This is a genomic window from Nocardioides sp. NPDC057577 (assembly GCF_042801335.1).
GTDB lineage: Bacteria > Actinomycetota > Actinomycetes > Propionibacteriales > Nocardioidaceae > Nocardioides.
This window is the reverse complement of sequence record NZ_JBHVGB010000100.1, coordinates 1-20965: the sequence shown is the minus strand read 5'-3', so window position 1 is coordinate 20965 and position 20965 is coordinate 1. Positions and strand designations below refer to the sequence as shown.

The following is a 20965-nucleotide window of genomic DNA, read 5'->3' as shown; positions in this document are numbered from 1 at the left end:
CCGCTGGCATTTCTGCTCGCGATAAGGACTTGCGCTCGAACCACTACTCAGCGCTACTATGTACTGGTAGTCAGCATTACTGAGTAGCCCGGAAATGGGCAGAGGGGAGGTGCCCGATGGGCAAGCAGATGACCGAGATGCTCAAGGGAACGCTCGAGGGGATCGTGCTGGCGTTCCTGACCGGCAACCCGGCGTACGGATACGAGATCACGACCTGGCTGCGGAGCCAGGGGTTCACCGAGATCGCCGAGGGCACGGTGTACGCGCTGCTGGTCCGGATCGAGAAGAACGGGCTGGTGGACGTGGAGAAGCGGCCGAGCGAGAAGGGGCCGCCGCGGAAGGTCTACTCGCTCAACGAGGCGGGCGAGAAGTACCTGGACGAGTTCTGGACGACGTGGGGGTTCCTGGCCGAGCGCCTGGAGAACCTCCGAGAAGGGAAGTAAGAGATGTCCATCCGATCGATCTTCGAGACCGTGGTCGGCAGCATCGACCAGAAGCGCCGGTGGCGTTCCTACAAAGCGCGCGTGGCACAGCTGCCCCCGAGCCACCGCAAGGCGCACGACGCGGTGCAGCGCTACCTGATGTACGCCGGTGGCATCGCCGACGGCGAGGTGCTCACCCAGATGGGTGGCGACCTGCTCGACCTCTTCGAGCAGAGCGCCGCCGACGGCACTCCGGTGAGCGCGATCGTGGGCGACGACCCGGTCGAGTTCGTCGAGGAGTTCGCCCGGAACTACTCCGAGGGCGCCTGGATCAAGAAGGAGCGCACTCGGCTCGAGGACGCCATCGACACCATCAACAAGGAGGACGAGTCATGAGCGCGACAGCAGCCATCTCCGTACGAGGGCTGGAGAAGTCCTACAAGGACAACCAGGTCCTGCGAGGCGTGGACTTCGAGGTGGCGCGGGGCACGATCTTCGCGCTGCTCGGGTCCAATGGGGCCGGAAAGACGACTGCCGTACGCATCCTCTCGACGCTCCTGAAACCGGATGCCGGCGCGGCTCTGGTCGAGGGTGCCTCGGTGGTCGAGGAGGCGCAGCAGGTGCGGGAGGCGATCTCGCTGACCGGCCAGTTCGCGGCGGTCGACGAGATCCTGACCGGCCGGGAGAACCTGGTCCTGGTCGCGAAGCTGCGCCACCTCCCCTCCCCCGGCGACATCGCCGACGGACTGTTGCAGCGCTTCGACCTGGTCGAGGCGGGAGGCCGGAAGGTCGCGACCTACTCCGGGGGTATGCGGCGGCGGCTGGACATCGCGATGTCGCTGATCGGGTCGCCGTCGGTGATCTTCCTCGACGAGCCGACCACCGGGCTGGATCCGGAGGCGCGGCTGGAGGTGTGGAAGGTCGTCAAGGAGCTCACCGAGCAGGGCACGACCGTCCTGCTCACCACGCAGTATCTGGAGGAGGCCGAGCAGCTCGCCGACCGGATCGCGATCCTGCACGGCGGGACGATCATCGCCAACGGCACCCTCGCCGACCTCAAGGCGCTGCTGCCGCCGGCGAAGGTCGAGTACGTCGAGAAGCAGCCTTCGCTGGAAGAAATTTTTCTCTCGCTCACCGGCTCCACCCGAGGAGGACAGGCATGAACAAGCACGCATTCGCCGACGCCGGCACCCTGCTGGGGCGCTCGCTGCGACACATCACCCGCAGCCCTGACACGATCATCACCACCGCGCTCACGCCGATCGCGATGATGCTGCTCTTCGTCTACGTGCTGGGCGGCGCGATCCGGACCGGCACCGACAACTACGTCAACTATGTGCTCCCCGGGATCATGGTGATGGCGATCGCCTCGGGCATCGCGTACACCGCACTTCGGCTCTTCACCGACATGAAGAGCGGGATCTTCGAGCGGTTCCAGTCGATGCCGATCGCCCGCTCGGCGGTGCTGTGGGCGCATGTCGGGACCTCGATGGTGGCCAACATGCTGACCATGGTGATCATCCTCGGCGTCGCGTTCGTGATGGGCTTCCGCACCTCGGCGGACCTGGGCGCCTGGCTCGCGGTCGCCGGGATCCTGGCGCTGCTCACGCTGGCGCTGACCTGGCTCGCGGTCATCCCCGGGCTGGCGGCACAGACCATGGAGGGGGCCACCGGGTTCTCCTACCCGCTGATCTTCCTGCCGTTCATCAGCTCGGCGTTCGCGCCGACGGAGACGATGCCCGGCCCGGTGCGCGCCTTCGCCGAGAACCAGCCGGTCACCTCGATCGTCAACACCATCCAGGCGCTCTTCGCGGGGCAGCCGGTCGGTGACGACATCTGGATCGCGCTGGCCTGGTGCGTGGGCATCCTGGTCGCCTCGTACGTCGCCGCGATGGCTGTCTACCGGCGCAAGATCAGTTGACGGCTTCAGGTTCAGGAACGGCGAAGAGCCGACCTACCCCTTGCGGTGGTAGGTCGGCTGCTCGCCGTCCCTGAGGTTGCCCCGGTAGAAGCCCGTCCGCAGCTCGTAGGTGTACTCCTCGAGCTCGGGCATGCCCTCTTCAGCGGCGTACGCGATCTCGGCCTCCGCGTCGTAGGGCACCCGGACCCACTGGATGCCGAACGGCGCCTCCTGGTCGCTGTCCATCACGCCCTCGAGGATGACGTAGACCGGGGTCGGGTCGCTCATGCAGTTGCCGACGCTGCCGGTGTTGAAGACCGTGCGCCGGTCCCGGTCGGTCTCGTAGTAGGGGTCGTGGGTGTCGGCGTAGCCGACGATGTCGGGCTCGGGCCGGTCGAAGCCGGTGGCCTCGGTGTTCTGGAACAGGCCCAGGAACTCCTGCTCGTCGTGATCGAACCTGACCCGGCGGTGGACGGTCTCCTCGGAGGCGTGGAAGAGCCGGATCCGGCGACCGCTCATCGTGAAGTCGTGACAGAACGGGAGCGTACGCAGCCACTCGGCCTGCTCCCACGCCTGCAGCCGCCACCACATCAGCCCGACCGCCTCGCGGCCGAAGTCGGGTTCGGGGGCGAGCAGGAAGTCCTCCCAGTTGCCGAGGATGTTGACCTCGCACCGTTCCCGGCAGATCTCGGCGACCTCGCGGCCTCGCGGGCCCTTGCCGACGTAGTCGCCGAGGTTGAAGATCCTGGTGATCCCACGTGCCTCGATGTCCGCGAGGACGGCTTCGAGGGCGGTGAGATTGCCGTGTACGTCCGAGATCAGCGCGATGCGCTCTGGGGTCATGGGTCGCAGGCTATGCGATGACTGGGAGACTGGCCCGGTGAGGATTCTGGTGACGGGTGGGGTGCGGTCGGGGAAGTCGCGGCATGCCGAGTCGCTGCTCGCGGCAGCGCCCTCGGTGGCGTACGTCGCGCCGGGGCCGACGCTCGAGGAGGAGCCGGATCCCGACTGGGCCGCACGGCTGGCCTCGCATCGTTCCCGGAGGCCGGAGGGGTGGCGGACGGTCGAGGCGAGGGATCTCGCGGGGGCGCTGGCCGACGGTCTCGCGGCCGGTGATGCGGTGATGGTCGACTGCCTGGGCACCTGGCTCACCGCCGTCATGGACTCGCGCGGGCTGTGGGAGGCCACCTCGGAGGAGGCGACCGCTGCGGTCTCGGCGCTGGTCGACGACGCGGCCGCGGTCCTCGGCCGGGACAACGGCGACGTGGTGCTGGTGACCAACGAGGTCGGCCTCGGCGTCGTGCCGGCCCATCGCTCGGGCCGCCTCTTCCGCGACCTGCTCGGGCTGGTCAACCAGCGACTGGCCGCGGCCTGCGACGAGGTGCACCTCGTCATCGCCGGACGGGTGCTGAAGCTCTAACCCCTCCCCCGTCGGTCGAGCCGCGAGGCCGCCTGCGGCCGAGCGTGTCGAGACCAACACGGTCCCATCGAGCGCGGAGCGCACCGTGTTGGTCTCGACACGGATTCGCTCGTTCCTCACGAATCCGGCTCGACCAGCGGGGGGTGTCAGGCCAGGGCGACGAGCAGCACCGCCAGCGCCGCCTCGACGGCCGCACCGAAGACGTCGCCGGTCACTCCCCCGAACCGCCGGATCGCCCGCAGGACGAGTGCGCCGACGACGGCCGCGGCAAGAGCGACGGCGAGGGCTCCTCTCCACCACGGCAAGCCGGCCCAGGCGCCGGCGCCGACGAGCGCGGCTGCGACGACGGCCCAGACGAGAACGGTGACGAAGGGTGGCAGGGTCTGGGTGAACGTACGCCCGAGGCCGTCCTCGCGCGCCGGCCGGATGCCGCGGGTGCAGCACAGTGCGAGGGCCGCTCGCGAGGAGCAGACGGCGACGGCGACGAGCACCGCGGAGCGTACGGCCTCGCCGTCCAGCACGGAGGCCAGCGCCGCCACCTGGAGACCGAGGACGAGGACGATCGCGGTGACCCCGGCCGGGCCGGAGGTGCCGGTCTTCATGACCGCCAGCGAGCGCTCGCGGTTGTAGGAAGCGGCCATCCCGTCGACCGTGTCGGCGAGGCCGTCGAGGTGGAGCGCCCGGTTGCCGACGACGACGGCGCCGATCGCGAGCAGGGCGGCGACCGAGTGCGGTAGCCCGGCGAGCTGCCCCAGGAGTGCGATAGCGCCGGCACCCAGTGCGAGGGGCAGCGCGGCCAGAGGCGCGACCGCCATCGCCACCGCGGCCCGACGGCGGTCGACCTGCTCGGGAGGAGGCACGGGCATCGCGGTCAGCGTGCCGACCGCGAGACGCCAGGCGTCCCGTACGAGCATCAGGCAGGGTCTCCAGGAGCGAGCTCGGAGAGCAGGGCGACGTCGCGCAGCAGGGCGACAGCGCTGCGTACGACTGGGACCGAGGCGACCGCGCCAGAGCCCTCGCCGAGCCGCAGGTCGAGGTCGAGCAGCGGCACCAGGCCGAGCTTCTCCAGGGCCATCGACTGAGCGGGCTCGGTGGAGCGGTGGCCGGCGGCGAACCAGGCCGCAGCGCCGGGCTCGATCCGGTCGGCGGTCAGGGCGCAGGCGACGCTCATCAGACCGTCGAGGAGGACCGGGGTGCCCTGGCGGGCGGCCTCGAGGAGGTAGCCGGTGGTCGCGGCGAGGTCTGCGCTGCCGAGCGCGGCGAGGGTCTGGATCGGGTCAGCGGTGCGTTCGCCGGCACGAGCGAGGGCGGCGGCGATCACGTCGGCCTTCAGACGCAGCGCGTCGTCGCCGATACCGGTGCCACGACCGGTGACCTCGCTGGCGGGAAGCCCGAGCCCGGCGGCCACCATCGCGGCCGCAGGGGTGGTGTTGCCGATGCCCATGTCGCCGCTGATCAGCAGCTCCGCACCGGCCGCGATCTCCTCACGGGCCACCGCGGCGCCGGCCTCCAGCGCGCGCGAGGTCTCCTCGGCGGTCAGCGCGTCCTCGAGATGGATTGCGCCGCTCCCTCGCCGGATCTTGTGCCGGGTCAGCGCCTCGCGGGTCGTCGCGTCGAGATCCTCGAACTCCTCGTCGACACCGAGGTCGAGCACCCGGACCTGGACGCCGTGGGCCTTCGCGAGCGCACTGACCCCGGCCCGACCGCCCAGGAACGTACGCACCATCGCGCCGGTGATCGCCGGCGGGAACGCCGAGACCCCGTGCTGGGCGACGCCGTGGTCCCCGGCGAAGATCACCAGGCGTACGTTCTCGACCGGCCGCGGCGGCACCTCGCCCTGGCACGCGGCCACCCAGACCGCGAGCTCTCCCAGGCGACCCAAGGCGCCAGGAGGCGTCGCGAGGGCTCCTAGGCGCTCGGTGGCAGCGCGGCGTACGTCTTCGTTCGGGGTCTGGATCGTCACTCGCGCAAGGTACCTCACCCCGGCACCGCCCGCTCCCGCTGGTTGAGCCGCGAGCGCCAGCGAGCGTGTCGAAACCAACACGGCGCCATCGAGCGCCGACGGACCGTGTTGGTCTCGACACGCCTCCGCCTAGCGGCTCCGGCGGCTCGACCAGCGGGGGACGACGGCTCGACCAGCGGAGACGGCTCGACCAGCGGGGGACGACGGATCGACTACCGGACTCAGGGGAGGGCGCGGGCGACGCCTTGGGCAGCGACACGAAGGGCGGAGACGAGGCGGAGGCGGTTGCGGCGGAGGTCGGAGACGACGATGCCGAGGGCGCCGACGACGCCTGCGCCGGTGGTGATCGGGACCGAGACCGAGCAGGCGCCGAGGGTCATCTCCTCGGCGGTGGTCGCGTAGCCCTCGGTGATCACCCGGTCGAGCTGGCGCCGCAGCAGGCCGGGGGTGGTGATGGTGTGGCGGGTGAACGGCCTGAGCGGGCCGGCCAGCACCCGGTTGCGTACGTCCTCGGGCGCATGAGCCAGGAGCACCTTGCCTACGCCGGTGGAGTACATCGGCAGGCGCGAGCCGACCGAGGAGACGATGGGTACGTTGCGGGTGCCGCGCAGGGTCTCGAGGTAGAGCACGTGGTCGTCCTCGCGAACGGCCAGGTGGACGGTCTCCAGCGTCGCCCCGTAGAGGTCGTGGAGGAACGGTGCCGCGACCGAGCGCAGGTCGGTCGCGACCGGGGCGAGCAGGCCGGCGTCCCACAGCCGGCGCCCCACCACATAGGTCCCGTCCATGTCCCGCACCAGAGCACCCCACTCGACCAGCTCGGCGACCAGGCGGTGGGCGGTCGGGAGGGAGAGGTCAGCGCGCGCGGCGAGCTCGCTGAGCGTGAGCCGGCGATGGCCGGCGTCGAAGGCGCCGATCAGACCGAGGACGCGCGAGGCGACCGTGCGCCCTCCGCTGCCACCTGCCATGAGCCCCACCTCTTTCCATCAGACCTTTCGCTCAGCGGAAGTCCGTGCTTTCATCGTACGCCTCCGCCACCTAGCGTTCGGAACGTGACAGCGACCACCGAGACTCAAGCCGACCTCTCGGCCGAGATCGCCGAGCTCGAGAAGCTCAGCATCGAGGCAGACGCCGAGGGTCAGAACGTACGTCAGCCCCTGCTGGACTACCCGCCCTACCGATCCAGCATCCTGCGCCACCCCACCAAGGACCCGCGCCACGCCGACCCCGAGACCATCGAGCTGTGGGCCCCGTGCTTCGGGAACTCCGACGTGGACCCGCTCGAGGCCGACCTGACCATCGCCGGCAGCAACGAGCCGATCGGCGAGCGGATCACGGTTAGCGGCCGCGTGACCGACGGCGAGGGGCGCCCCGTACGCAACCAGCTCGTCGAGATCTGGCAGGCCAACTCCGCGGGTCGCTACATCCACAAGCGCGAGCAGCACCCGGCGCCGCTCGACCCCAACTTCACCGGTGTCGGCCGCTGCATCACCGACTCCGAGGGTCGCTACCGGTTCCAGACGATCAAGCCCGGCCCCTACCCCTGGGGCAACCACATCAACGCCTGGCGGCCGGCGCACATCCACTTCTCGCTCTTCGGGCGCGCCTTCACGCAGCGGCTGATCACGCAGATGTACTTCCCCAGCGACCCGCTCTTCGCGCTCGACCCGATCTACCAGTCGATCACCTCCCAGCGGGACCGTGACGCCCTCGTCGCGGCGTACGACCACGACCTCTCCACCCCCGAGTACTCGATGGGCTACAACTGGGACATCGTCCTGACCGGCCCGAGCCGCACCTGGACCGAGCCCGAGGAGGGCGACCTGTGAGCACCGTCCCGACGCCTGGCCAGACGATCGGCCCGTTCTTCGGCTACGCCCTGCCCTACGAGGGCGACGCCGACCTCGTACCGCCGGGCAGCGCCGGCTCGATCCGGCTGCACGGCCATGTCTACGACGGTGCCGGCAACCCGATCCCCGACGCGCTGCTCGAGATCTGGCAGACCGACGCCGAGGGCAACATCCCGCAGGCGGAGGGTTCCCTGCACCGCGACGGCTGGACCTTCACCGGCTGGGGCCGCGCCGACACCGACCCGAGCGGTCACTACACGTTCTCGACGGTGCTCCCGGGCGCTTCTGATGAGGGCAGGGCGCCGTTCTTCGCTCTCACCGTGTTCGCCCGAGGTCTGCTCGACAGGCTGCACACCCGGATCTACCTGCCCGAGCACCCCGCCAACGCCGGCGACACCCTGCTGGTGTCGCTGTCCGAGGACGAGCGTGCGACCCTGGTGGCATCGGCGGACGCAACCGGGTTGCGGTTCGACATCCACCTCCAGGGCGACCGCGAGACCACCTTTCTCACCTACGGCTGAGGAGTCGAATGTCGCTGCTGTGGCCCGGCGAGGAGCGCGCCGGGGATCTCTTCTCCGAGGCGGCCTATCTCGCTGCGATGGTGCGGGTCGAGGAGGCCTGGCTGGCCGCGTCCGTCTCCTCCGGGATCGCCCCGGCACAAGCACGTACGCCGCTGGCCGACCTGGTCTCCGCGGACGACGTCCGGGGGCTCGCCGAGGGTGCGGAGGCAGGGGGCAACCCGGTCATCGGCCTCGTCAAGCTGCTGCGTGGCAGGCTCGACGGTGAGGCCGCCCGGTGGCTCCACAAGGGCCTGACCAGCCAGGACGTGGTCGACACCGCGCTCGTGCTCTGCCTGCGTGATGTCCTCGATCGCGTCGAGGACGAGCTCGGCGCGCAGGCCGCTTCGCTCGTCGGGCTTGCCCGGGACCACCGCGCCACGGTGATGTCCGGACGCACCCTGACCCAGCACGCGGTGCCGATCACCTTCGGGCTCAAGGCCGCGACCTGGCTCTCCGGGCTGAGCGATGCCGCCGAGGCCCTCCGCCGGACGCGTACGTCGCTGCCCGCCCAGATCGGGGGCGCGGCCGGCACCCTGGCGGCGGTCGTCGGCCTGGCCCGGCTCCGCGGTCTCGGCGATCCCGTGGCCGCCGCCCAGGAGGCGGCCACGACCGCGGCGACGAACCTCGGACTGACCTCGCGAGCCCCCTGGCACACCAACCGCGCCCCGCTGACCGCGGCCGCCGACGCGCTGGTCACCGCGGCCGACACCTGGGGCCGGATCGCCACCGATACCACTGTGCTGACCCGCCCGGAGATCGGCGAGCTCGCCGAGCCGGCCGGTGAGGGACGCGGTGGTTCCTCGACCATGCCGCACAAGTCCAACCCGGTGCTCTCGGTCCTCATCCGTCGCCACGCACTCGCCGCTCCCCCGCTGGCCGCGACCCTCCACACCGCGGCAGCGAGCTATGTCGACGAGCGCCCCGACGGTGCCTGGCACGTCGAGTGGGAGACCCTGTCGACCCTCGCCCGCCGCAGCGCCGTCGCCGCCTCGCAGACCACCGAGCTCCTCGCCGGGCTCCGCGTCGACGCCGCCCGGATGCGCGCCACCGCCGAGGCCGCGGTGGCTGACCTGCTGGCCGAGCAGCGGTCGCTGACCGGGTTCGTGGGAGGCGAAATACTCGCCGGAACCGATGCCGCGACCGGTCTCGACGCCAATTCTCTTGAGTCCAGCCTCGGCGCCACCGACGCCCTCATCGACTCCGCGGTCGCCCGCGCCCACGAGATCTGGAAGGACCTGTGATGACCCCGAGGATCACCCCCGTCGAGCTGGCCGGAGACGCGAGCAAGCCGATCCTGGTCGTCGGCCCGTCACTGGGCACCTCGATCACCGCGCTCTGGTCGGCCACCGCCGAGCTGCTCGCGGACAGCTTCCACGTCATCGGCTGGGAGCTCCCGGGCCACGGCCACGGCGCACCCACCGGCGAGGTGTTCTCCATGGCCGACCTCGCGGCGGGCGTGCTCGCCTGCGTCGACGGGGTCCTGGCCGACCGCGGCGAGCGCCACGGCACCTTCGCCTACGCCGGCGACTCGGTCGGCGGAGCCGTCGGCCTCCAGCTCCTGCTCGACGCACCCACCCGGGTGAGCGCCGCGGTGCTCACCAACACCGGCGCCAAGATCGGCGAGCCCGAGGGGTGGCACGACCGGGCGGCGACAGTCCGCAAGGCCGGCACCGCCTCCCAGATCGCCGGCTCCACCCAGCGCTGGTTCGCCCCCGGCTTCCTCGAGCGCGAGCCCGCCCGGGGCGGTGCCCTGCTCCACTCGCTGCGCGACGCCGACGCGGAGAGCTACGCGCTGGTCTGCGAGGCGCTGGCGGCGTACGACGTCCGCGGCCGGCTCGCCGAGATCGCTGCGCCGGTCCTGGCGATCGCGGGAGTCGACGACGCCCCGACCCCGCCTGCCTCGCTCGAGGAGATCGCCGTCGGGGTGCGCAACGGGCGGCTCGTCAGCCTGGATGCCGTCGGCCACCTCGCCCCCGCCGAGGCGCCGCACGCCGTCGCCACCCTGATCACCTCCCACGTGCGGGCCTCGGACCCGGCCTACGCGGCCGGGATGAACGTACGCCGTCAGGTGCTCGGCGACGACCACGTCGACAGAGCCACCGCCGCGATCACCGACGTCAACCGCGACTACCAGGACCTGATCACGCGCTACGCCTGGGGCACGATCTGGACCCGCCCCGGCCTGGCCCGCCGGGACCGCTCGATCGGCGTGCTCACCGCCCTGGTCGCCGGGCGCCACTTCGAGGAGCTCGAGTTCCACCTCCGCGCCGCGCTCACCAACGGGCTGACCCGCGAGGAGATCATCGAGGTGCTCCTGCAGACCTCGATCTACGTCGGGGTACCGGCGGCCAACACCGCCTTTGCCGTCGCCAACCGGGTCCTGAACGAATAGTTTGTCGACGTGACCCGCACCGCGACCGTCGTAGGCGCCGGACCCAACGGCCTGGCGGCTGCGATCGTGCTCGCGCAGCGGGGAGTGAGGGTGACTGTCCTCGAGGCCGCGGAGACCATCGGCGGCGGTACGCGCACCGCCGAGCTGACCCTGCCCGGGCTGCGCCACGACATCTGCTCGGCGATCCACCCGCTCGGGGTGGCCTCGCCGCTCTTCCGCGAGCTGAAGCTGGAGAGGTACGGCCTGACCTGGCGCTTTCCCGAGATCGAGCTCGCCCATCCGCTCGATGAGGGCGAGGCCGCGCTGCTGCACCGTTCGGTCGAGACGACGGCTGCCGGGGTCGGCGCCGACGGGCGGCGCTGGGAGCAGGTTTTCGGCCCCGTCGTACGCGACTTCGACTCGATCACCGACCAGATTCTCGCTCCGCTGCTTCGCCTGCCGAGGAGGCCGCTCCGGATGGCCGGCTTCGGGATCCGGGCCGCCCCGCCGGCGACCGTGCTCGCGCGAGCGTTCCGGGAGGAGAAGGCGAGGGCGCTCTTCGCGGGCTGCGCCGCGCACGCGTTCCAGCCACTCGACCGGCCCGGCACCTCGGCGGTGGGCACGATGCTCGTGGTCAGCGGGCACCGGCACGGGTGGCCGGTCGCCGAGGGCGGCTCGCACTCGATCACCCTCGCCATGGCGAGGCTCCTCGAAGAGCTGGGCGGCACCGTCGTCACAGGGGTCACGGTCCGCAGCCGCGCCGACCTGCCCGAGGCGGACGTCACCCTCTTCGACACCAGCCCCGGCGGCTTCGCCGACATCGTCGGGGACGCTCTGCCGCAGCGCCCACGACGGGCCATGCGGCGGTGGCAGCTCGGACCCGCGGCGTACAAGCTCGACCTGGCAGTACGCGGCGGGATCCCCTGGCGCGACCCGCAGGTCGGGCGCGCGGGCACCGTGCACCTCGGCGGGACGATCGCGGAGGTGGCATCGAGCGAGCAGGCGATCGCTGCCGGCCGGATGCCGGAGCGACCGTTCGTGCTGGTGGGGCAGCAGTACGTCGCCGACCCGTCGCGCTCGGCCGACGGCCTCAACCCGGTCTGGGCCTACGCCCAGGTCCCGCACGCCTACGGGGGCGATGCGACCGACGCGGTCCTGGCCCAGATCGAGCGTTTCGCCCCCGGCTTCCGTTCGCAGATCGTCGACACCCACGTCACCACGCCGGCCGACTATGCCGCGTACAACCTCAACTACGTCGGCGGTGACATCGGCAGCGGCGCCAACACGCTGCGCCAGCTCGTCATCCGCCCCACCCTCGCCACCTACGAAACCGGCATCCCGGGGATGTTCCTGTGCTCCGCGGCGACGCCGCCGGCGCCGGGCGTCCACGGCATGTGCGGCTACCACGCCGCCCGACGGGCGCTGCGCCACCTCGGTCTGAACCAGAAACCAGGTGCCGGCGGCGTACCTCCTGGTTAGCCTCTCGCTCATGCCCCAGGCGATCCTGCACACCGAACGGCTCGAGCTGGTCCCGCTGAGCGAAGAGCACCTGCCGTTCCTGGTCGAGCTCAACTCGGACCCGGTGGTGCTGCGCCACCTGTTCACCCGCGCGCTCACGCCTGCGGAGACCGAGGAGCGGATGCACCGGTGGATCCGAGTGGCGAAGGAGACGGAGGGGCAGGGCAAGTGGATCGGTCATTCGGCCGGTGAGGCCGTCGGGCTCTACATGTTCGAGCCGCCCGACAGCCCGCCGCGCACCGATGCCGCCGAGCTGGGCTACCGGCTTCCGCAGCGCCACTGGCGCAAGGGCTACGCGAAGGAAGGCTCGCTCGAGCTGCTCCGTCACGGGTTCGAGGACCTCGGCGTCGACCGGGTGATCGCGCAGACGATGGCCGTCAACGACGCCTCGCGCGCGACTATGGTGTCGGTCGGGATGAGCTTCGTACGCGCCTTCCACGAGTCCTTCGAGGAACCGCTCGCCGGGCACGCCGACGGCGAGGTCGAGTACGAGATCACCCGCGAGGCCTGGCTGGTGTCCGAGCAGAGCAGATAGGGCCTCACCTGTCAGCGGCGGACAGGCCGACCTTCGCTCCCGGTTCCTCGAAGTCCTCGAGGTTGCGCAGCGTCCGGATCGGGCTCTTCCAGAGGACGACTGGTCCGAGCAGGAGCACCGCAGCGGATCCGAGGAGCGTGAGACGGGGACCGATCAGCTCCGCGCTCAGGCCGGCCACGAGGCTGCCGACCGGAATGACTCCCCACGACACGAACCGCACGGTCGCCATCACGCGTGAGAGCAGCTCCGGCGGGCTGGCGACCTGCCGGTAGGTCCGGGTGACCACGCTGCCTGGCACGACGCTGCCGGCGAAGAGCAGGTTTCCGGCAGCGAAGCAGACCCAGCCGACCCAGCCGCTGCCGAGCGGGATCACCGCTGCCCCGATCGCACCGAGCAGGCCCTCGAACATCAGCACCCTGGCAGAGCCGAATCGACGAACCAGCCAGGGTGTGATCGCGGCGAAGACCAGCGAGCCGATGCCCTCGGAGGCGAGCAGGATGCCGACGAGACCGGGCGGGGTGTCGAGCTCGTGGACCAGGTAGTAGGCGAACAACGCGAGCTGAACCCCGCATACGAAGTTGACCACACAGGCCCACCACGTGGCCGGCGCCATCACCGGGTGCCGGGTCACGAACCGCCAGCCCTCGGCCACCATCGATGCGATCGACTCCGAGGTGTCGCCCTGGGGCTGACGACGCTCGGGAAGCCGTTGCAGCAGGATCGCCGAGCCGAGGTACGAGAGGGCATCGACGAACAGCGCGGGGACGGCGCCGATCACCTGGACAAGCACACCGCCGAGCGACGGCCCACCCAGCTGGGTCGCGGCGTGAGTGCCGGAGATGAGGCTGTTCCGGCTGGTCAGCTGCTCTTTCGGGACCACGCTCGGCAGGAACGTCGTATTCGCGGCGAAGAAGAGCACCTCGGCGAAGTTGACCGCGAGTGCGACGACCAGCAGCTGAACCAGCGTGAGGCCACCTGCCCACCACACCAACGGAACACTGAGGATCGCGGCGGCGCGCGCGAGATCCGCGAGGACCTGTACGCGGCGCAACGGGAGTCGCTGCACGATCGCGCCCGCGGGCAGGCCGATGAGGATCCAGGAGAGATACCCGGCCGCCGCGAGCAGCCCCATCTCGAACGCGCTCGCCCCCAGCACCGTCACCGCGGTCAGCGGCAATGCGACGGCAGTGACCGCGGTCCCTACGCCGCTCAAGGTGCCGGCGGACCAGTAAAGCCAGAATGACCGCGCCACGCGGCGTACCTCTTCCATCCGAGCCCTTCCGGGTGAGTTCCAAATTGGAACTATATGCAACCATGTATGCGTCGAGGCCGCCACCCGAATTGCCCGACCGACCAAGGAGACGCCGATGCGCCGCGATGACCTCACCGACGCCGACTGCGGGATCGCGCAGGCGCTCGGCGTCATCGGCGACTGGCAGAGCCTGCTGATCGTGCGCGAGTGCGCCGCCGGGGTGACCCGGTTCGACGGCCTGGTCCGTGAGCTCGGGCTCAGCCGCCGCGCGCTCACAGAGCGGCTCAACTCGCTCGTCGCCGACGGCGTCCTCGCCAAGCACGCCTACACCGACCGCCCGCTGCGCTACGACTACCAGCTGACCGGGCGCGGCCGCGGGCTACTGCCCGTCCTGGTCGCTCTCCAGGAGTGGGGAACGCGGTACGTCATGGGCGACGGCACCCTGACCGCGACCGCCGGACCGGACGAGGAGCGCCGCCTCGAGGACCTGCTGGGCACGACGCCGCCGGACGTCGAGATCACCTCGCACCGCGACACCCGCCTCCACATGACCGGCGAGGACACCTGGACCGTCGCCTTCTTCTTCCCCGGTGCCTATGCGCCGAAGAGCCACGGCTACCCCCCGGGCTGGGGCGATATCCCCGGGACCCGGGGCTGCACGCTGGAGTGCCAGACCTACGCCGAGCACTACTCCGACTTCACGACGCTCGGCGCCCGCGTGGTCGGGGTGAGCACCCAGCGCCCCGACCAGCTGGCCGCGTTCGCGGAACATGCCGACCTGCCGTACGACCTCGCCTCGGACGCCGACGGGGTTGCCGCAGGCGCCTACCGGCTGCCGGTCTTCCGTGCCGGCGGCGCTGACCGGCTCAAGAGGGTCTCCCTTCTCCTGGACCCGGCCGGCGTCGTGCGGCACGTCCAGGCCCCGATCACCGACCCGGGCGGATCAGTCGAAGACATGCTCACTGTTCTCCGCGAACGAACTTCCGCCACCGACGCTACCGGCCCGAGGACGCAGCAGCCCAGGAGGTAGGCTGCGAGCACGCTCGTGGCGCAGGAACCCGGTGAGAGTCCGGGGCGGTTCCGCCACTGTGATGTCACTCCCAGGATCGGGCGTGACACAGCCAGACACTGGCCGCGGGCTATCCGACCGATCGACGGGGCGAGAACCCCTAGGAGGACCCGGCATGGCCGACCCTGCACGCGTACGCATCGCCCTTCTGTCCACCTCGGACACCGACCTGCTCTCGGCCCGTGCCAGCGGCGCCGACTACGCCTGGGCGAACCCGTCGCGGGCGACCGACCTCGAGGCCGTCGTGGCCGGCGTCGACCTGGTGGTCTTCCGGCTCCTCGGCTCGCCGACGGACCTGTGGGACGGGCTGAGGGCCGTCAAGGAGCGCGGCACCCCGGTGGTCGTCCTCGGCGGCGAGCAGCAGCCGAGCGCCGAGCTGATGGAGCACTCCACGGTCCCGATGGGTGTCGCCGCGGAGGCACACCGCTATCTCGCCGAGGGCGGACCGGGGAACCTCGCCCAGCTGCACGCGTTCCTCTCCGACACGGTGCTGCTGACCGGGTTCGGGTTCGAGCCGCCGGCGGAGGTGCCCGCATGGGGGTTCGCTGAACGTGTTGGTCTCGACACGCCTCCGCCTAGCGGCTCCGGCGGCTCGACCAGCGAGAAGGCGCGGATCGGGGTGCTCTACTACCGCGCCCACGAGACCAGCGGGAACACCGCGTTCGCGCACGCGCTGGCCGATGCCATCGACGCGACCGGAGCGGCCACCGGCGTACCCGTCTTCGCGGGCTCGCTCCGTTCTGCCCCCGACGACCTCTACGAGGCGCTCGGCACCCTGGACGCGCTGATCGTGACCGTGCTCGCGGCCGGCGGCTCGGTCCCCGCCTCGGCGAGCGCCGGTGGCGAGGACGAGGCCTGGGACGTGGAGCGGATGGCGGCGCTCGACATCCCGGTGCTCCAGGGCCTGTGCCTGACCAGCTCGCGCGCGGAGTGGGAGGCCTCCGACGACGGCGTCACGCCCCTCGACTCGGCCAACCAGATCGCGATCCCCGAGTTCGACGGGCGGATCATCACCGCGCCGTTCTCGTTCAAGGAGCTCGACGAGCAGGGTCTCCCCCACTACGTCGCCGACCCCGAGCGCACGGCCCGAGTGGCCAGGATCGCGGTCAACCATGCCCGGCTGCGACACACCCCCAACGGCGAGAAGCGCCTCGCGCTCGTCCTCTCCGCCTACCCGACCAAGCACGCCCGCATCGGCAACGCGGTCGGCCTCGACACCCCGGTCTCCGCGATCCGGATGCTCCGTCGCCTCCGCGAGGAGGGCTATGACCTGGGCACCGACAACGAGGTCGTACGCCTCCTCGACGGGGTTGACGACACCGCTGCCGGCGATGCGCTGATCCACGCGCTGATCGCCGCGGGCGGTCAGGACGAGGAGTGGCTGACCAACGCGCAGCTGACCGACGCCCACGTCCGGATCTCGAAGGCAGACTACGACGAGTGGACCAAGGATCTCCCCGCTGACCTGCGCGAACAGATGGTCGAGACCTGGGGTCCGACGCCGGGCAACCTGTTCGTCAACGACGACGGCGAGCTCGTCCTGGCCACCCTCCAGGCCGGCAACATCGTCATCCTGATCCAGCCGCCGCGCGGGTTCGGCGAGAACCCGGTGGCGATCTACCACGACCCGGACCTTCCCCCGTCGCACCACTATCTGGGCGCCTACCGCTGGCTGGAGAACGGCTTCCGCGCCGACGCCGTCGTCCATCTCGGCAAGCACGGCTCGATGGAGTGGCTGCCCGGCAAGAACGCCGCGCTCTCGGCGTCCTGCGGCCCGGACGCGGCCATCGGCAACATGCCGCTGATCTACCCGTTCCTGGTCAACGACCCCGGCGAGGGTGCCCAGGCGAAGCGCCGTGCGCACGCCACGATCATCGACCACCTGGTGCCGCCGATGGCGCGCGCGGAGTCCTACGGCGACATCGCGCGGCTGGAGTCGCTGATGGAGGAGTACGACCGGATCTCCTCCATGGACCCCGCCAAGCTGCCCGCCATCCGTGGCGAGATCTGGCAGCTGATGAAGGCCGCCGAGCTCCACCGCGACCTCGGCATGGAGGAGCGGCCGGAGGACGACGACTTCGACGACTTCATGCTCCACATCGACGGCTGGCTCTGCGAGATCAAGGACGCCCAGATCCGCGACGGGCTGCATGTGCTCGGTGCCGCGCCGGCGGGTGAGGCCCGCGTCAACCTGGTGCTCTCGATCCTGCGCGCCTCGCAGGTCTGGGGCGGTGTCGGCGGTGCCGTGGCCGGCCTGCGGGCGGCGCTCGGGCTCAAGGAGGGCGCCGACACCCGCGCGGTCGACGAGATCGAGACCCAGGCTCGCGGCCTGGTGGAGCGGATGGACGCGGCCGGCTGGGACCCGGCCGTCGCCGGCACCCTCCACGACGACCCGGCCGTGCAGCAGGTGCTCGTCTTCGCCGCCGAGCAGGTGGTACCGCGGCTGAACGGGACGACCGACGAGCTGTCCGCGATCCTGCACGCGCTGGACGGTGGCTTCGTCCCCGCGGGGCCCTCGGGCTCGCCGCTGCGGGGGCTCGTCAACGTACTTCCGACCGGGCGCAACTTCTACACCGTCGACCCGCGCGCGGTCCCGAGCCGGCTGGCGTGGCAGACCGGGCAGGCGATGGCCGACTCGCTGCTGCAGCGCTACCTGGACGAGACCGGCGACTACCCGACATCGGTCGGGCTCTCCGTCTGGGGCACGTCCGCGATGCGTACGTCCGGCGACGACGTCGCCGAGGTGCTCGCACTGCTCGGGGTGCGGCCGGAGTGGGACGAGGCGTCGCGCCGCATCACCCATCTCGACGTCATCTCGCTCGCCGAGCTCGGCAGGCCGCGGATCGACGTGACCGTACGCATCTCCGGGTTCTTCCGCGACGCGTTCCCCCACGTCGTCTCGATGCTCGACGACGCGGTCCGGATGGTGGCCGACCTGGACGAGCCGGCCGCGGACAACTTCGTCCGCGCACACACGCTGGAGGACCTGGCCGAGCACGGCGACCAGCGCCGCGCGACGGCCCGCATCTTCGGCTCCAAGCCCGGTTCGTACGGTGCCGGGATCCTGCAGGTGATCGAGGCCGGCAACTGGCGCTCCGACCAGGACCTGGCCGAGGTCTATACGTCCTGGGGCGGCTTCGCCTACGGCCGCGACCTCGACGGCGCCCCGGCGGCCGACGACATGCGCACCAACTACCGCCGGATCAAGGTCGCCGCCAAGAACGTCGACTCCGCCGAGCACGACATCGCCGACTCCGACGACTACTTCCAGTACCACGGCGGCATGGTCGCCACCGTCCGCGCGCTGACCGGCAGCGAGCCGAAGGCGTACGTCGGCGACTCCACCTCCCCCGACGCCATCAAGACCCGCACGCTGCAGGAGGAGACGAACCGCGTCTTCCGGGCTCGCGTGGTCAACCCGCGCTGGATCTCGGCGATGCAGCGCCACGGCTACAAGGGCGCCTTCGAGCTGGCCGCGACGGTCGACTACCTCTTCGGCTTCGACGCGACCGCCGGCGTGGTGCAGGACTGGATGTACGAGAAGCTCGCCCGCGAGTACGTCCTGGACGAGACCAACCAGGAGTTCATGCGATCCTCGAACCCGTGGGCGCTGCGCGGGATCGTGGAGCGGCTGCACGAGGCGGCCGAGCGGGGGCTGTGGGAGGAGCCCGACGCCGAGCTCGTCGCGCAGATGCAGGAGATCTATCTCGACATCGAAGGCGATCTGGAGGAAGGCCAATGACATCTTCTGGGCAGCGCACGATCAAGATCATCGGCGTCGGTCCCGGCGACCCCGACCAGGTCACCCTCGAGGCCGTCGCCGCGATGCGGTCGGTCGACTACTTCCTGGTCACCGACAAGTCGGGGACGGTCAAGAAGGGCATGCCCGACCCGCTGGTGCGGGCCCGTGAGGAGCTCCTCGACCGCCACCTCGACCAGCCGGCGCGGGTGGTGAAGGTCGCCGACGCGCCGCGCGAGCGGCGCGAGGAGTTCACCGGGACCGACGAGGACTACCAGGCGGCCGTCAGGGAGTGGCACCGCGCCCGCGTCGAGCGCTATCTCGCGGTCCTCGCCGAGCACCCCGGCGACGTCGGCTTCCTGGTCTGGGGTGACCCGGCCTTCTACGACTCCACGATCCGGGTCGTCGACCAGATCGCCGCGCAGCTCGACGTCGAGGTCGACGTGATCCCCGGGATCTCCTCGGTGCAGCTGCTGGCCGCGCGCCACCGCCTGGTGCTCCACGACGTCGGGCGCCCGCTCTACGTCACCACCGGCCGCGCGGTGCTCGAGGCCGTCGAGGCCGGGCACGACAACCTCGTGGTGATGCTCAACCGCGTCGTCGACCTCCCCGGGCTCGAGGACTGGCGGATCTGGTGGGGCGGCAACCTCGGCACCCGTGAGGAGGAGCTGGTCGCGGGGGTGGTCGGAGAGGTCCTCCCGGCGATCGAGTCAGCTCGGGCACGGTTGCGCGAGACGTCCGGCTGGGTGATGGACATCTACCTGCTGCGAGCACCCCGCCGATGAGCGGTCTGCTCGTCGCCGGCACCACCTCCGACGCCGGAAAGTCCGTCGTGACGACCGGGCTGTGCCGGGCCTTCGCCCGCCGCGGCGTCAAGGTGGCGCCCTACAAGGCCCAGAACATGTCCAACAACTCGATGGTCTGCGCCGCGCCCGACGGGACGACGGCCGAGATCGGGCGCGCGCAGTGGGTGCAGGCGCGCGCCGCGCGGGTCGCGCCGGAGCCGGCGATGAACCCGGTCCTGCTCAAGCCCGGCTCCGACCGCCGCAGCCACGTCGTGCTGATGGGGCATCCCGCGGGTGAGGTGTCCTCGCACGACTGGGAGGCGGGGCGCCGGCATCTGGCGACCGCGGCCCATGCTGCGTACGACGATCTCGCCTCGCGCTTCGACGTGATCGTCGCGGAGGGCGCCGGGAGTCCGGCCGAGATCAACCTGCGCGCCGGGGACTACGTCAACATGGGTCTGGCGCGGCACGCGGGGCTGCCGACCGTGGTCGTCGGCGACATCGACCGGGGCGGGGTGTTCGCGGCGATGTACGGCACCCTGGCCCTCCTCGAGCCCGAGGACCAGGCTCTGATCAGCGGTTTTGTGATCAACAAGTTCCGCGGTGATGCCGGGCTGCTCAAGCCTGGTCTCGACTCGCTGGAGTCCCTCACCGAGCGTCCCGTCTTCGGCGTACTCCCCTGGGACCCGTCGCTGTGGCTCGACTCCGAGGACGCGCTCGACCTCGACGGGCGGCGGGCGGGAGCCGGTGCCACCCGCAAGGTAGCGGTCGTACGGCTCCCCCGGATCTCCAACTTCACCGACGTCGACGCGCTCGGCCTGGAACCGGACCTCGACGTCGTCTTCGCCTCCTCGCCGGCCGACGTCGCCGATGCCGACCTGGTCGTCCTGCCCGGCACCCGGTCCACGATCAGCGACCTGGCCTGGCTCCGCTCGCGTGGCCTCGACGTAGCCCTGACCGAGCACGTACGCCGCGGCCGCCCGCTCCTCGGGATCTGCGGTGGCTTCCAGATGCTCGGCGGCGTGATCGCCGATCCCGACGGGGTCGAGGGATCGGTCGCCGAGGTCGAGGGACTGGGCCTGCTCGACGTACGCACCGACTTCACCCCCGCCAAGAACCTCCGCCTGCCCACCGGGTCGGCGCTCGGGGTCGAGGCGAGCGGCTACGAGATCCACCACGGCCGGATCACCCGCGGCGAAGGGGTCTCGGAGTTCCTGGGTGGCGCGCGAGCCGGGCAGGTCTTCGGCACGATGTGGCACGGCAGCCTGGAGGGCGACGCCCTGCGCGGCGCATTCCTCGAAGCGACACTCGACCGAGCCCCGTCCGAGATCTCCTTCCCCGCTGCCCGCGAGCGCCGGCTGGACCTGATCGGTGACCTGGTCGAGAAACACCTCGACATCGACGCCCTGCTCGACCTCGCGACCGCCGGTCGAGCCGACTCCGCTCCCGCTGGTCGAGCCGACCCCGCTCCCGCTGGTCGAGCCGACCCCGCTCCCGCTGGTCGAGCCGACGTCGTGAGGAACGAACGACGTCGTGTCGAGACCAACACGGTCCCATCGAGCGCGACAGCGGACCGTGTTGGTC

At 71.1% G+C, this 20965-nt stretch carries 20 protein-coding genes and 1 riboswitch; of the genes, 15 read left to right on the top strand and 5 right to left on the bottom strand.

Annotated elements, in window-relative coordinates:
* The first annotated feature begins 116 nt into the window (after positions 1-116).
* The 4 genes from ACFU7D_RS18785 to ACFU7D_RS18770 are packed head-to-tail and all read left to right on the top strand — an operon-like array spanning position 117 to position 2343.
* Entirely contained in the window at positions 117-443 is a 327-nt protein-coding gene (locus ACFU7D_RS18785; protein ID WP_378730860.1) for a PadR family transcriptional regulator, read from the top strand.
* 3 nt (positions 444-446) lie between these two features.
* Positions 447-818, top strand: coding sequence for a DUF1048 domain-containing protein (locus ACFU7D_RS18780; RefSeq protein ID WP_378869845.1), 372 nt, complete (start codon positions 447-449; stop codon positions 816-818).
* Positions 815-1585, top strand: a complete 771-nt coding sequence (locus ACFU7D_RS18775; RefSeq protein WP_378869843.1) for an ABC transporter ATP-binding protein — start codon at positions 815-817, stop codon at positions 1583-1585. Before ACFU7D_RS18780 ends, ACFU7D_RS18775 begins: the two co-directional genes overlap by 4 nt.
* Positions 1582-2343: an ABC transporter permease gene (locus tag ACFU7D_RS18770; RefSeq protein ID WP_378869840.1), complete on the top strand. Its 762-nt coding sequence runs from the start codon at positions 1582-1584 to the stop codon at positions 2341-2343. Before ACFU7D_RS18775 ends, ACFU7D_RS18770 begins: the two co-directional genes overlap by 4 nt.
* A 33-nt stretch (positions 2344-2376) precedes the next feature.
* On the opposite strand, the gene ACFU7D_RS18765 is transcribed toward ACFU7D_RS18770, so the two are convergent.
* Positions 2377-3165, bottom strand: coding sequence for a metallophosphoesterase family protein (locus ACFU7D_RS18765; RefSeq protein WP_378869837.1), 789 nt, complete (start codon positions 3163-3165; stop codon positions 2377-2379).
* A gap of 37 nt (positions 3166-3202) precedes the next feature.
* Here ACFU7D_RS18765 and cobU point away from each other — a divergent pair, with 37 nt between their 5' ends.
* Positions 3203-3742, top strand: coding sequence for a bifunctional adenosylcobinamide kinase/adenosylcobinamide-phosphate guanylyltransferase (gene cobU, locus ACFU7D_RS18760; RefSeq protein ID WP_378869834.1), 540 nt, complete (start codon positions 3203-3205; stop codon positions 3740-3742).
* A 146-nt stretch (positions 3743-3888) separates the two neighbouring features.
* Here the strand turns inward: cobU and ACFU7D_RS18755 are convergent, their stop codons facing one another.
* From ACFU7D_RS18755 to ACFU7D_RS18745, 3 genes are all read right to left on the bottom strand, one after another.
* Positions 3889-4656, bottom strand: a complete 768-nt coding sequence (locus ACFU7D_RS18755; RefSeq protein ID WP_378869831.1) for an adenosylcobinamide-GDP ribazoletransferase — start codon at positions 4654-4656, stop codon at positions 3889-3891.
* Positions 4656-5705, bottom strand: coding sequence for a nicotinate-nucleotide--dimethylbenzimidazole phosphoribosyltransferase (gene cobT, locus ACFU7D_RS18750; protein ID WP_378869828.1), 1050 nt, complete (start codon positions 5703-5705; stop codon positions 4656-4658). The genes ACFU7D_RS18755 and cobT overlap by 1 nt, the downstream gene beginning before the upstream one ends.
* Before the next feature lie 221 nt (positions 5706-5926).
* Positions 5927-6670, bottom strand: a complete 744-nt coding sequence (locus ACFU7D_RS18745; RefSeq protein ID WP_378869826.1) for an IclR family transcriptional regulator — start codon at positions 6668-6670, stop codon at positions 5927-5929.
* Positions 6671-6754: 84 nt separating this feature from the next.
* On the opposite strand from ACFU7D_RS18745, the gene pcaH reads away from it, so the two are divergent.
* The 6 genes from pcaH to ACFU7D_RS18715 are packed head-to-tail and all read left to right on the top strand — an operon-like array spanning position 6755 to position 12536.
* Positions 6755-7531 (top strand): protocatechuate 3,4-dioxygenase subunit beta, encoded by a 777-nt coding sequence (pcaH, locus tag ACFU7D_RS18740; protein WP_378730842.1) that lies wholly within the window; start codon positions 6755-6757, stop codon positions 7529-7531.
* Positions 7528-8073: a protocatechuate 3,4-dioxygenase subunit alpha gene (pcaG, locus tag ACFU7D_RS18735; protein WP_378869824.1), complete on the top strand. Its 546-nt coding sequence runs from the start codon at positions 7528-7530 to the stop codon at positions 8071-8073. The genes pcaH and pcaG overlap by 4 nt, the downstream gene beginning before the upstream one ends.
* Positions 8074-8081: 8 nt before the next feature.
* Positions 8082-9353: a lyase family protein gene (locus tag ACFU7D_RS18730; protein WP_378869821.1), complete on the top strand. Its 1272-nt coding sequence runs from the start codon at positions 8082-8084 to the stop codon at positions 9351-9353.
* Positions 9353-10504 carry an alpha/beta fold hydrolase gene (locus ACFU7D_RS18725; RefSeq protein WP_378869818.1) on the top strand — a complete coding sequence of 384 codons (1152 nt, stop codon included), beginning with the start codon at positions 9353-9355 and terminating at the stop codon, positions 10502-10504. Before ACFU7D_RS18730 ends, ACFU7D_RS18725 begins: the two co-directional genes overlap by 1 nt.
* 9 nt (positions 10505-10513) lie before the next feature.
* The gene (locus tag ACFU7D_RS18720; RefSeq protein WP_378869816.1) at positions 10514-11962 is read left to right on the top strand and encodes a phytoene desaturase family protein; all 1449 of its coding nucleotides are present in this window, start codon (positions 10514-10516) and stop codon (positions 11960-11962) included.
* Between the two features lie 10 nt (positions 11963-11972).
* Positions 11973-12536 (top strand): GNAT family N-acetyltransferase, encoded by a 564-nt coding sequence (locus tag ACFU7D_RS18715; RefSeq protein ID WP_378869814.1) that lies wholly within the window; start codon positions 11973-11975, stop codon positions 12534-12536.
* Between the two features lie 4 nt (positions 12537-12540).
* Here ACFU7D_RS18715 and ACFU7D_RS18710 read toward each other — a convergent pair whose 3' ends face one another.
* Positions 12541-13788: an MFS transporter gene (locus ACFU7D_RS18710; RefSeq protein ID WP_378869812.1), complete on the bottom strand. Its 1248-nt coding sequence runs from the start codon at positions 13786-13788 to the stop codon at positions 12541-12543.
* A gap of 115 nt (positions 13789-13903) precedes the next feature.
* On the opposite strand from ACFU7D_RS18710, the gene ACFU7D_RS18705 reads away from it, so the two are divergent.
* The 4 genes from ACFU7D_RS18705 to ACFU7D_RS18690 form a co-directional block, all read left to right on the top strand.
* The gene (locus tag ACFU7D_RS18705; protein WP_378869810.1) at positions 13904-14818 is read left to right on the top strand and encodes a winged helix-turn-helix transcriptional regulator; all 915 of its coding nucleotides are present in this window, start codon (positions 13904-13906) and stop codon (positions 14816-14818) included.
* Positions 14796-14940: riboswitch (cobalamin riboswitch) on the top strand. Its footprint overlaps the gene before it by 23 nt.
* A gap of 32 nt (positions 14941-14972) precedes the next feature.
* Positions 14973-18599: a cobaltochelatase subunit CobN gene (cobN, locus tag ACFU7D_RS18700; RefSeq protein ID WP_378869808.1), complete on the top strand. Its 3627-nt coding sequence runs from the start codon at positions 14973-14975 to the stop codon at positions 18597-18599.
* Entirely contained in the window at positions 18596-19381 is a 786-nt protein-coding gene (gene cobF / locus ACFU7D_RS18695) for a precorrin-6A synthase (deacetylating) (protein ID WP_378730824.1), read from the top strand. The genes cobN and cobF overlap by 4 nt, the downstream gene beginning before the upstream one ends.
* The coding region (locus tag ACFU7D_RS18690; RefSeq protein ID WP_378869806.1) for a cobyric acid synthase at positions 19378-20965 on the top strand (1588 nt) is incomplete at its 3' end. The genes cobF and ACFU7D_RS18690, both read left to right, overlap by 4 nt.